At 47.8% G+C, this 11,917-nt stretch carries 8 protein-coding genes and 1 pseudogene; 3 read left to right on the top strand and 6 right to left on the bottom strand.

Annotation, left to right across the window (positions count from 1 at the left end; all coding sequences use genetic code 11):
• Window positions 1-181: 181 nt before the first annotated feature.
• The 6 genes and pseudogenes from PMG25_RS18135 to PMG25_RS18155 form a co-directional block, all read right to left on the bottom strand.
• Window positions 182-418, bottom strand: a complete 237-nt coding sequence (locus PMG25_RS18135) for a hypothetical protein (RefSeq protein WP_283768302.1) — start codon at window positions 416-418, stop codon at window positions 182-184.
• A gap of 3 nt (window positions 419-421) precedes the next feature.
• Window positions 422-535, bottom strand: a pseudogene (locus PMG25_RS24695) (DUF2887 domain-containing protein); the annotation flags it as partial.
• 40 nt (window positions 536-575) lie between these two features.
• Complete coding sequence (locus tag PMG25_RS18140) at window positions 576-686, bottom strand: DUF2887 domain-containing protein (RefSeq protein ID WP_283766982.1); 111 nt, start codon at window positions 684-686, stop codon at window positions 576-578.
• A 115-nt stretch (window positions 687-801) separates the two neighbouring features.
• Window positions 802-1,815 (bottom strand): dihydroorotate dehydrogenase-like protein, encoded by a 1,014-nt coding sequence (locus tag PMG25_RS18145; protein ID WP_347178878.1) that lies wholly within the window; start codon window positions 1,813-1,815, stop codon window positions 802-804.
• Between the two features lie 92 nt (window positions 1,816-1,907).
• Complete coding sequence (gene nifJ / locus PMG25_RS18150; protein ID WP_283768304.1) at window positions 1,908-5,450, bottom strand: pyruvate:ferredoxin (flavodoxin) oxidoreductase; 3,543 nt, start codon at window positions 5,448-5,450, stop codon at window positions 1,908-1,910.
• Window positions 5,451-5,743: 293 nt separating this feature from the next.
• Window positions 5,744-5,977: a HypC/HybG/HupF family hydrogenase formation chaperone gene (locus tag PMG25_RS18155; RefSeq protein WP_283768305.1), complete on the bottom strand. Its 234-nt coding sequence runs from the start codon at window positions 5,975-5,977 to the stop codon at window positions 5,744-5,746.
• A 434-nt stretch (window positions 5,978-6,411) separates the two neighbouring features.
• On the opposite strand from PMG25_RS18155, the gene PMG25_RS18160 reads away from it, so the two are divergent.
• The 3 genes from PMG25_RS18160 to PMG25_RS18170 all read left to right on the top strand — a co-directional run bounded on the left by PMG25_RS18160 (window position 6,412) and on the right by PMG25_RS18170 (window position 10,802).
• Complete coding sequence (locus tag PMG25_RS18160; protein WP_283768306.1) at window positions 6,412-8,067, top strand: 4Fe-4S binding protein; 1,656 nt, start codon at window positions 6,412-6,414, stop codon at window positions 8,065-8,067.
• Window positions 8,068-8,846: 779 nt separating this feature from the next.
• Entirely contained in the window at window positions 8,847-10,025 is a 1,179-nt protein-coding gene (locus PMG25_RS18165; RefSeq protein WP_283768307.1) for an RNA polymerase sigma factor, read from the top strand.
• Between the two features lie 135 nt (window positions 10,026-10,160).
• Complete coding sequence (locus tag PMG25_RS18170) at window positions 10,161-10,802, top strand: PEP-CTERM sorting domain-containing protein (protein ID WP_283768308.1); 642 nt, start codon at window positions 10,161-10,163, stop codon at window positions 10,800-10,802.
• Window positions 10,803-11,917: the final 1,115 nt, after the last annotated feature.

Below are 11,917 nucleotides of genomic sequence, written 5' to 3' on the forward strand. Positions count from 1 at the left end.
AGCGAAGTCGAAGGGAGCGAAGTCGAAGGGAGAAGGGGGAAAAAGTCCCTCTCCCTTGGGAGAGGGATATAGGGAGAGGGCATTCGCTTTGTTCACCTACGATCGCCATTTTCAGGCTGTCGATGACTTGGCGATCGGATCTTGTGTTGAGGATTTTAGACTACAGTAAAGGCGATCGCCATTATTCCTCATCGCCATCCAAATTCTCTAGGATTTCGGTCACCGTTTCCATGGGAAGACTCAAGATTTCGGCGATCGCTTCAGCAGATAAGCCATAACGAGCCATCTGGGAAATTACCTCTTGTCGAGTCTCTTCTCGCCCTTCTTCACGTCCTTCTTCACGTCCTTCTTCTCGCCCTTCAGTTAAGGCTTCTTGGTAAACTTTAGTTTGTCGAATTTCGCTCAGTCCTAACATCACTTCAATCTCCTCCCGGCTTTTGGTGGGTAGCTTATAGACTATTATAGTCTCGATCAAATCAATCAGATTCTGTTGTACCTGTTGTTGAGTTAACTGAGATTTTGCCTGTGCAATCAGGGTTTTGGCTTTTCAGCAATTAACAATTAACAATTAACAATTATTCGGTAAAGGTGTAGAGGTTGGCTCTGGTTGGGGGAAGTCCACAGACTTCAAAGAAGAATTGGGGAAAATCTTGGAAGACTTTGTAAAAGAGGGTATCAGTTTTCATCCAGTTATGGAGATTTCGGTATGAGTCTAGATGAGTCTAGTGGAATATAAAAAAGAATATCCCTCTCCCTTCAGCCACGCTTACAGGAGAGGGATTAAGGGAGAGGGCTAGTCAACTAGACTAAACTATGAGTCGGATTATACGAGGTAATCGCCCGCATATATTGGGCCCGTTCGTAGGCGGATTCATCCTCACAATGGAGCTGAGACATGGAACCCTGCATTTGCTTGACAGATTCATAACCATGTTCTTCCATCCAATGGTTAATTTCCTCTTCCATGACTTGGATATGGCCAATGCCATGGCGCAATAGAGTCGAGCAAACCTGAGTTACCGATGCGCCAGCCATGAGAAGTTTAATCACATCATGACCCCGTTGTACGCCACTGGTGGCAGCTAGGTCACAGTTATTAATGCGACCATAGAGGATGGCAATCCAACGCATGGGTAAGCGCAAGTCATGGGTGCTGCTGAGGACAGAACCGACTTCTATTTCTAAATCTTCGGCGTTAATATCCGGTTGCAGGAAGCGGTTAAACAGCACTAAGCCATCGGCTCCGGTTTCGCTCAACCGTTTAGCCATGTTAGCCATGTTGCTGAAAAAGGGACTCAGTTTGAGGGCAACGGGGATAGTAACTTCTTTTTTGACTTCACTGAGGGTATCAATGTAGTTTTGTTCCACCTGTGCGCCGGTCATCTCAAAGTCAGTGGGCACATAATAGATGTTTAACTCGATCGCATCTGCGCCTGCATCTTGCATCAATTTGGCATATTCGACCCATCCCCCGGAGGAGAAGCCGTTGAGACTGCCAATGATGGGAATATTGACGGCTGCTTTGGCTTGGCGAATGTGCTTTAAGTACAATTCTGGGCCGACGTGAAACTCATCAGGTTCGGGGAAATAGGACAGGGCTTCCGCGAAGCTTTCTGTCCCATATTCCAGGTGATGATGGAGTTCAAATTTTTCCCGTAGGAGCTGTTCTTCAAAGAGGGAATGGAGGACAACGGCAGCAGCACCGGCATCTTCAAGGCGTTTAATGGTGTCGATATCTTCGGAGAGGGGAAGGGCTGCACTGGGAACGATGGGCGATCGCAAATTGAGTCCTAAGTAAGTAGTGGTTAAATCCATGGTATTACGTGGGTTGGGTAATAGGGAATAGGGAATAGGGAATGGGGAATAGGGAATTTCGCCCCATCTCCCCATCTCCTACTCCAAGGGAGTTACTCTTCCGAGTTCAGGCTCCGTTCGGCGAGATATTTATACATTTCCCACCGGGTGTTGACATCCTGTTGGGCTTCTTGCAACAGGCGTTTTGCGTCTTCCGGTTTGGTTTTGGTCAACATCTTGAACCGGTTTTCAGCATACATGGAGTCTTTAACGCCTTTCTTGGGCGATTTGGAATCCAACTGTAACGGATTTTCACCCGCCGCCGTCCGTCTGGGATCGTATCTGTAGAGCAACCAGCGACCACTTTCGACAATGGCTTTCTGATGGCTCATAGCTGTGGTCATATTAATACCATGGGCGATACAGTGGGAGTACGCAATAATCAGGGAGGGCCCGTCATAGGCTTCGGCTTCTAGGAAGACTTTCAGGGTGTGTTCATCCCGTGCCCCTAGAGCCACAGAACCCACGTAGATATTGCCGTAGGTCATGGCAATCAGACCTAGGTCTTTCTTGGGTGCGGGTTTACCACCAGCCGCAAATTTAGCAACGGCTCCTCTGGGGGTGGCTTTGGAGGATTGCCCACCCGTATTGGAGTATACTTCCGTATCCATGACCAGCACATTCACATTGCGGCCGGATGCCAGCACGTGGTCTAAACCGCCGTAGCCGATGTCATAAGCCCAACCATCACCCCCGACGATCCAGATGGATTTTTTCACCAAATAGTCGGCTAAACTGAGCAATTGCTGCGCGTCGGGGTCGGTGTTCCCAGCGAGGATTTCTTTGACTTGGGCCACATATTGCCGTTGTTCGTAAATATCGGCTTCTGTGGCTTGAGTGTTGTTGAGGATTTGGCTGACTAGGTTATCCCCTAGGGTTCCGGCTAGTTTCTGCACCAGTTCGCAGGCAAAGCTCTGATGTTTGGAGATCGCCAACTGGAAGCCTAAGCCAAATTCGGCGTTATCTTCAAACAGGCTATTTGACCAACTCGGCCCCCGTCCTTCACTGTTGACGGTGTAGGGGGTGGTGGGTAAGTTACCGCCATAGATGGAGGAACAACCGGTGGCGTTGGCGATGACCATGCGATCGCCGAATAACTGAGTCGCCAGTTTAATATAGGGGGTTTCTCCACAACCGGCACACGCTCCAGAGAACTCAAAGAGGGGTTCTTGCCATTGCTGCTGACGAATGCGCTCTAGATTTAATGTAGAGCGATCGGGATTCGGTAAACCGAGGAAGAAGTCCCAATTTTGGCGCTCTTGTTCCCGCAAGGGGATCTGAGCCTCCATGTTAATCGCCCGTTTCGAGGGCATGGATTTATTCTTAGCCGGGCAGACATCCACACAAACGCCGCATCCGGTACAGTCTTCGGGAGCCACTTGAATGGTGAATTTTTGTCCAGAAAAGGCCTTATCTTTGACATCGATGGACTTGAAGCTTTCTGGCGCATTGCCTAACGCACTGGGATCGTAGGCTTTACCGCGAATGGTAGCGTGGGGACAAACGGCAATACATTTACCACATTGCACGCAAACGTCCGGGTCCCAAACAGGAATTTCTTGGGCGACGTTCCGTTTTTCCCATTTCGAGGTTCCGGTGGGATAGGTTCCATCACAGGGGAGCTTGCTTACGGGTAGGCTATCCCCTTGCCGTGCCAGCATTATGCCTTCGACTTCGCGCACGAATTCGGGAGCCGCATCGCCAACGGAGGGCATAATATGCAGGCTGCTATTGGCTTGTCCGACGTTGACCTCATAGAGGTTATCGAGGGTTTGATCGACGGCTTTGATGTTGAGTTTGACAATTTCTGCCCCTTTCTTACCGTAGGTTTTCTCGATCGCCTTCTTAATTTGGGCGATCGCCTCATCCCTGGGTAAAATTCCCGCTAAGGCGAAGAAACAGGTCTGCATAATGGTGTTGATCCGATTCCCCATACCGGTGTCCCGTGCCACCTGGTTGGCATCGATCACATAGAACTTCAGACCTTGGCGTACAATCACTTCTTGGATTTCCAAGGGCAGTTTATCCCATACCTCTTCTGGGCCGTAGGGGCTGTTGAGGAGGAAGACTGCGCCGGGAGCTGCCGATCCTAAGACCTGGAGTTTTTCCAGGAATGTCCATTGGTGACAGCCGACAAAGTTGGCTTGGGTGATCAGATAGGTGCTGCGAATCTGATTGGGGCCAAACCGCAGGTGAGAGACGGTTACCGCGCCGGATTTCTTGGAGTCGTAAACAAAGTAACCTTGGGCGTAGTTGTCGGTATCGTCGCCGATAATCTTAATCGAGTTTTTATTCGCTCCAACTGTACCATCGGAACCTAAGCCATAGAACATGGCCCGGACGACGCTATCGGGTTCAACGGAGAAGTTGGGATCGTACTCTAGGGAGGTGTTGGTTAAGTCGTCGTTAATACCGACCGTAAAGTGATTTTTCGGTGTTTGGGCGCTGAGGTTGTCTAGGACGCTCTTGACCATGGCGGGGTTAAATTCTTTGGAAGATAAGCCATAGCGTCCGCCGACAATTTTAGGTGCGGGGCGATCGGTTTCGTGGAAGGCGGTAATCACATCTAGATAGAGGGGTTCGCCGGATGCGCCGGGTTCTTTGGTGCGGTCTAAAACGGCGATCGCCTTAACGGTTTCTGGAAGAGCGCCAATAAACTTACTGGCATCCCAGGGGCGATACATGCGAACTTTTAGCACGCCCACTTTTTCCCCTTGAGCCACGAGATAATCAATGGTTTCATGGGCGGTTTCACAGCCGGAACCCATGAGAATTACCACGCGCTCGGCATCCGGTGCGCCGTGATATTGGTAGGGTTGATATCTGCGTCCGGTTAGTTCGGCGAACTGATCCATGGCTTTTTGGACTTCTTCGGCACAGACATCATAGAAGGGGTTGACGCTTTCTCTGGCTTGGAAGAAGACATCGGGATTTTGGGCGGTTCCGCGCAGGGCGGGGCGATCGGGGGTTAGGCCGCGCGATCGGTGGTCAAAGACGGTGCGATCGTCAATGATTGCCCGCAGGACACTCTCCTCTAGCAGTTCGATCTTTTGCACTTCATGGGAAGTCCGGAACCCGTCGAAGAAGTGGATAAACGGCACTCTGGACTTCAGGGAAGCCGCTTGAGCCACCAGCGCTAAATCATGAGCTTCTTGTATCGATGCCGAACAGAGCAGAGCGCAACCGGTGGCGCGGGTAGCCATTACATCGGAATGATCCCCGAAAATGGACAGAGCTTGAGCCGCAACCGAGCGAGCCGCTACATGCAATACGGCTGATGTCAGTTCCCCAGCAATCTTGTAGAGGTTGGGGATCATCAGCAACAGACCCTGAGATGCGGTAAAGGTCGTGGTTAAAGACCCCCCCTGTAGCGATCCGTGGACTGCTCCTGCGGCTCCTCCTTCACTCTGCATTTCTACAACTGAGGGTACGGTTCCCCATAGGTTAGGCCGCCCCTCCGACATCCAGGCATCAGCCCATTCTCCCATGGGAGAGGAAGGAGTAATGGGATAAATGGCAATGACTTCGTTGAGTTTGTACGCAACACGGGCCACTGCCTCGTTGCCGTCTAGTGTTGCATAGTTTTTGGTATTCATAGGTAAGAAAGTCCTTTCGGTCTACGATTGAAGATGAATGGACACAGCTCAGGGCTGTTGACCTTTTTCCCTAGGTTGGGGGTCTAATTCGAGAGTTAAAACAACCATCCTATTGTTTTTCTCGACTTTATTGATGGGGGTCAAAACTTGCACTCCCCTGAGAGGTTCAATTGGGCTAACTCTAGGATCGTGCAGAGATTATTTTTGGGTGCTTTGTTGGGTTCCTAGTCCAGTCAATTCTTTTCTGATCATCTAATACCTTCCTACCGTTTGGACTAGGTTCTTAATCTTATTTAACTGAATGTATTAATTTGTTGTAAATCAGATAGGGTTTGTTGGGCTTCTTTTTGATCGACAATGGACAGGGCAAAACCGACGTGAACCAATACATAGTCATCGATCTGGGCTTCGGGAACATAGGCTAAACTGACTTCTTTGATCACTCCGCCAAAGCTAACCCGACCCATTTTTGTCAGGGGATCGTCACCAGCGATGCTAATAATTTTTCCGGGTACTGCTAAACACATTTTCTGCCTCTTTAGATTTAATCTTCTTTTAAGCATTCATTAATAGAAACGCTTGTTCTCAGGATTACCATAGAATGGAGGAATTGGCTAAAAATTCAGGATTTTTTTAATAATATCCAGTGGGGTTAAATCTGGGTTATGGCCAAGCAAGGAGTAGGGTGTGTTATGCGGACAGAAAATGTGAATGGTGACAAATCAATCATATTTCCGCATAACGCACCATTCATAATTACTTTTACGATGTCCCGTATCTTTGAACATTTTTCTTGTTTAAGTCCCGATAACCGATCGCCTAGTCCTTTGGAACTAGACCGCTCTAGTCCTTTTGTGAAGGGAGGATTAGTGCTAGTGTGAGGTGGATTTGGGTGTTTAGAGTCAGGTCATCCTCTAGCTGTGTTTCCTAGGATGGAGACAAGTTCAAGGAGGTACTGACGATGTTACAGAATGTTCCTGAGAAACAGATGAGAAGGGTGCGATCGCTGCTGGCGATCGCCTGGTTGCTGTTAATAGCGTCCCTGATCTATGACCCCATTTCCCCCCTCTTAACCCATCCCGATACCCACTGGAGCTTACTGCGTCTCGATCCGAGGGTATTCGATCCGCAACACTGTCATGAGGTGATGACGGTGCAAGGACAGTGTTTAATTGAGCGTCCCTATGCGATCGCCACCCGACTCTTTTGGGGAGTCATTATCGGTGCAGTCATCTGTATCGTTTTTCTCTTCGGTCATGAAAGTTGGCGCAGAATTTGCCCCCTCTCCTTCTTTTCTCAACTGCCGCGTTTATGGGGAATTCAACGGCAAAAACAAACCACCAATCCTCGCACCGGTAAAATTCGTTTAGAAGTCGTCAAAATTGACCCCAACTCTTGGCTCGGTCGCCATCATCTCCTGTTTCAACTTGGGTTTCTCTTTGTCGGTTTATGCCTGAGAATGTTATTTTTAGACTCCCATCGTCTGCTGTTAGCCGCTTTTCTGAGTGCCACCATCTTAGCCAGTATCCTTGTCGGCTATTTATTCGCGGGTAAAACCTGGTGTCAATACATTTGCCCCATGGGCCCAGTTGAATTATTCTACACAGGCCCCAGGGCATTATGGGGCAGTCCCGCCCATGAAAAAACCACCTCTAAAATCACCCAATCCATGTGTCGGACAATGGATGAAACCGGGAAAGAAAAAAGCGCTTGTGTCGCCTGTAAATCCGCTTGTTTCGACATTGACGCAGAACGCAGTTATTGGGACTCCTTAAAAGATTCAGAGCGCAAGTTTTTCCATTATGGCTATGTAGGATTAGTGGTTGCATTTTACTTGTATTACATTTTCTATGCTGGAGATTTAGACTACTTTTACTCTGGATCTTGGACTCACGATCCGGAGCAAGTGCAAAGACTATTTACTCCCGGCTTTTACCTATTTAATCTAGCCATTCCCATTCCCCGATTAATTGCCGTTCCTCTGACCTTCGCAGTCTTCGCTTTAGCAAGTTATGCCATCTTATGCCGCCTCGAAAAAGCCTACAAAGCTTATTGTCTGCGCCGCGATCGAGAATTTTCAGCAGAAAAAGTTCGTCATCATGTATTTTCTGTTGCTACCTTTGTCACCTTTAACTTTCTATTTGCCGTGGGAACCCATTCGACTTTAGAGTTATTGCCGGAATACGTTGAATGGGGTCTTCAAGCTCTCGTTCCCCTGTTAAGCGCCGGGTGGTTATACCGAACTTGGAATCGTTCCTTAAGCCTCTACCATAAGGAAAGTGTCGCGAGTAGTTTACGTCGCCAACTGAGTAAATTGAAGATTAATTTTCCTGAATTTCTGGAAGGACGTTCCCTGGAAGATTTGAAAGCCCAAGAAGTGTATGTTTTGGCTAAAGTTTTACCCGGATTTAGTCAGGAGTCGAAGGTGCAGGTTTATCAGGGGATTTTACGGGAAATGTTAGAACAGAAGATGACCAATTCTGAGCAGTCTTTGGAGCTGTTAACTAGGGTGCGGGTATCTTTGGGCATTGAGGAAGAGGTACATTTTAGACTGCTCTCTGAGAATTTAACTAATAATTCAGACGGTGCGTTATGCGGAAATATGATTGATTTGTAACCATTGACATTTTCTGGCCGCATAACACACCCTACCTATGATGATGTCGCCCCCGGTAGGGTGTGTTGCGGCATCGATAAATCATCGGTTTTCACGAAAAATATTGACCTTGCCGCAACGCACCACCCCCACCAACAAACCCCATTAATAAATATGTGAATTTAACCAATAATTCAGACGGTGCGTTATGCGGAAATATCATTGATTTGTAACCATTCGCATTTTCTGGCCGCATAACACACCCTACCTATCATGGTGTCGCCCCCACCAACAAATCCCATTAATAAATATGTGAATTTAACCCAAAATTGAATTCGGGGTTCTGTGGATGGTGCGTTATGCGGAAATATCATTGATTTGTAAACATTAAAATTTTCTGGCCGCATAACACACCCTACCTATGATGATGTCGCCCCCGGTAGGGTGTGTTGCGGCATCGATAAATCATCGGTTTTCACGAAAAATATTGACCTTGCCGCAACGCACCACCCCCACCAACAAACCCCATTAATAAATATGTGAATTTAACCAATAATTCAGACGGTGCGTTATGCGGAAATATCATTGATTTGTAACCATTCGCATTTTCTGGCCGCATAACACACCCTACCTATGATGATGTCGCCCCGGTAGGGTGTGTTGCGGCATCAATAAATCATGGGTTTTGACGAAAATATTAACCTAGCCGCAACGCACCACCCCCACTTTGATAGAAAAAGTTAACAACACGGTGTCTAGCTTAATTTTTGCTATCCGAAAGGAGACGAGGAGTTACAAAGATGCTAGGTAGGCATAAAAGAACTATAGGTATTGATTCGGTGTTTTGGCGGGAGTGGCAACAGTATCGAGATTATCTCTACGGTTGCTGTCTCCGACGGATGGAAGGGAACCAAACGGAGGCTGAAGATGCTCTGAGTATGGCTATGCTTAGGGCTAGGGAGGCTTGGCGAACCAGCAGCAAACCTATTGATAATGTGAAGGGGTGGTTGGTCAGATTGGTGAATAATCTTTGCACGAACCTGCTTAAAAAGCGCGATCGCCTATTTTCCTGTGAAGCTAAGGAAGAGCTATGGGTTAGCCAGGAAGAAGAACCAGATCTTGCCGCTACGCGGCAAGATCTCGAATTTTTTTTTGAGGGAGAGGTAAATAATTTATCTCCCAAGTTGCGGGAGACTTTTTTTCTCTACTGGAAGGAGGAGCTGTCTTACAAGGAGATAGCGGAACAGTTGGGCATTTCTCAGGGTACGGCCCGCAAGCGGGTTTCTAATGCCAGGGCCATTTTGCGAGAGCGATGGAACGAGTATGACGGAGTGGCAGAGGACTCTAGTTCTTCGTTGGCAGCGGATGTGGAAGGGACGAGTGCGGATGAGTTGTCGGTGGCGGAACCGGTCTCTAGTAGGTTGGGTGAAGCGAAACGGAACCCAACAAAAGCCCCTCGTAGGTTGGGTGAAGCGAAACGGAACCCAGCAAAAGCCCCTCGTAGGTTGGGTCAAGCGAAGCAGAACCCAGCAAGGGTTAATCCAGCAGAACTGAGGCCAAAAGAAGAACTCCAACGGCCATTTCTGTCGTTGCCGAGGGGAGAGCAATCTCAATGGCCCAAACTTGGTTCTTTATGCGTAAGTCCCGAACCCTGGCTCAAATCTAAATTCCGATCGAGTAGGTTGGCCTTGGTTCCTCGACCCCAGGCAGTCGGGGCTATCTTGGCTAATGCAAGGTTATCGCTTCGGATTAAGAATAGATATCAATTTCAATTGCCCGGGAGATGGGTCTGGTGCTATTTTGCGTCAGGCCAGATTGGACGCGGGAAAAAAAGGCTAATCGGTAAGGGGCGATCGGTATTTGGTAAAACCCAGCTTCTTTCTCTGCCTTTCTGGGGGCCTTGGGTTCCGGTTCCCAGCAGCTTACCTACGGAAAAAATCGCCCTGTTATCGGGAAAATGTCCCTGTCGTCCTCCTTAAGAAAGAAATTTTCTCTATTTTGAGGCAGAAAAGTTCACAAACTGCCACCCAAAACTGTCTTATTAATAGAAGGAGCGATCGAGTCAATCCTACTTTTTGTTGAATTGTTCAAAATTGTTGATGAGGTCAGAAATAATGTTGGTTAGGAATGCTCAAAAATTGTGTGCTGCTTTGGCTTTGGGAATGACAATGGCGATCGCCTCTCCTCTCAAATCTGTTGCTGCTCCTGTGTCCTACGAAATTACCTGGGATGATTTGTATCCTAATAATGATGTAGTATTTTCCTTTGTGGGTGAGGACTTTGACGAGAACGGATGGATTAACTTCCAAGCTGGTGAAGTCCAATCCTTTGAGCTTGTGGGATTAGAGGATCTAGGAGGAGGATCTACTGATTTGGATGTCTTATTGTTTGATTTATCTAGGATGGATTTTTGGGTGGATGTTTCAAACGATCGGTTTTCGTTGTTCCACGATGGAGTCTTGGGAATCTCGGAATTGGGTGACAATTTGAATGAATACGACAACTCGGTCGTCTTCGATCCAGTTGTGGCGGCAGCGGAGCTGCCAAGCCCCGAGCCAGCAGATCTTCCTCAAGTGATAGGGACCGAAAGCGTGGCAGCGGAGCTGCCAAGCCCCGAGCCAGCAGATCTTCCTCAAGTGATAGAGACCGAAAGCGTGGCGACGGAGATGGTCTCTGTCCCAGAGCCTAGCCTAATAGTAGGTTTTATCGCACTGGGCGGTTTTATGTTAGGAAGCAGAAAAAAGGCCAAAGCCTAACTGTTTGAACGCCCGCAATATCTCGTAGGGGAAAGTGGCATTTGCTGGATACGGGCAAATGCCAGAAAACTCCCCCTTATCCGCAAACGTTCTTGTGCTGCTGTGGGTGTTGAAAGTATTAAATGGGCGGGTAATACTGAGGAAGTTATTGCTACAGGAACGGTTGAATGTCCGGAGTCTGTTCTGGAGAGAACAGAAAAGTGGTAAACTAAATTCAATTCTTTAATTTATTAGAAAGGAGAAACATTATGATGATCGCATGGGGATGGAAAACCTTTTTTACTGTTGCAAAAATCGGCGGTGGAATTCTAACCAAGCTTGGCTCACTTGCATCAGAAAATTCAGCAGAACCTAAAGTTAGGTAGGGTGCATTACGGCGACAATAAACCTTCGTGCGCCACCAGAAAATGGAAATCGCCGTAACGCACCGCCTCCACATTCCCACCATCACGGTCATTCATAATATCATCATCGCATCATCCAAATTTCACAAACCCCCAGAAATGATACGTTTTTCTGGGTCGATTTTTTCTGTGTAAAACCAATATTTATTGATGGGGTTTGTTGGTGGGGGTGGTGCGTTGCGGCTAGGTCAATATTTTTCGTGAAAACCCATGATTTATCGATGCCGCAACACACCCTACCGGGGGCGACACCATCCACGGAACCCCGAATTCAATGTTGGGTTAAATTCACATATTTATTGATGGAATTTGTTGGTGGGGACGGTGCGTTGCGGCCAGGTTAATATTTTCGTGAAAACCCATGATTTATCGATGCCGCAACACACCCTACCGGGGCGATACCATCATAGGTAGGGTGTGTTATGCGGTCAGAAATGTCAATGGTTACAAATCAATCATATTTCCGCATAACGCACCATCCACGGAACCCCGAATTCAATGTTGGGTTAAATTCACATATTTATTGATGGAATTTGTTGGTGGGGACGGTGCGTTGCGGCCAGGTTAATATTTTCGTGAAAACCCATGATTTATCGATGCCGCAACACACCCTACCGGGGCGATACCATCATAGGTAGGGTGTGTTATGCGGTCAGAAATGTCAATGGTTACAAATCAATCATATTTCCGCATAACGCACCATCCACGGAA

The sequence above is a fragment of the Roseofilum capinflatum BLCC-M114 genome (assembly GCF_030068505.1).
GTDB classification, from domain to species: domain Bacteria; phylum Cyanobacteriota; class Cyanobacteriia; order Cyanobacteriales; family Desertifilaceae; genus Roseofilum; species Roseofilum capinflatum.

What these genes read in the sequence shown, in the direction of transcription:
- PMG25_RS18170 (WP_283768308.1), top strand. Translation starts at nt 10,161, where the DNA reads ATGTTGGTTAGGAATGCTCAAAAATTGTGTGCTGCTTTGGCTTTGGGA.
- PMG25_RS18165 (WP_283768307.1), top strand. Translation starts at nt 8,847, where the DNA reads ATGCTAGGTAGGCATAAAAGAACTATAGGTATTGATTCGGTGTTTTGG.
- PMG25_RS18160 (WP_283768306.1), top strand. Translation starts at nt 6,412, where the DNA reads ATGTTACAGAATGTTCCTGAGAAACAGATGAGAAGGGTGCGATCGCTG.
- PMG25_RS18145 (WP_347178878.1), bottom strand. Translation starts at nt 1,815, where the DNA reads ATGGATTTAACCACTACTTACTTAGGACTCAATTTGCGATCGCCCATC.
- nifJ (WP_283768304.1), bottom strand. Translation starts at nt 5,450, where the DNA reads ATGAATACCAAAAACTATGCAACACTAGACGGCAACGAGGCAGTGGCC.
- PMG25_RS18155 (WP_283768305.1), bottom strand. Translation starts at nt 5,977, where the DNA reads ATGTGTTTAGCAGTACCCGGAAAAATTATTAGCATCGCTGGTGACGAT.
- PMG25_RS18140 (WP_283766982.1), bottom strand. Translation starts at nt 686, where the DNA reads ATGAAAACTGATACCCTCTTTTACAAAGTCTTCCAAGATTTTCCCCAA.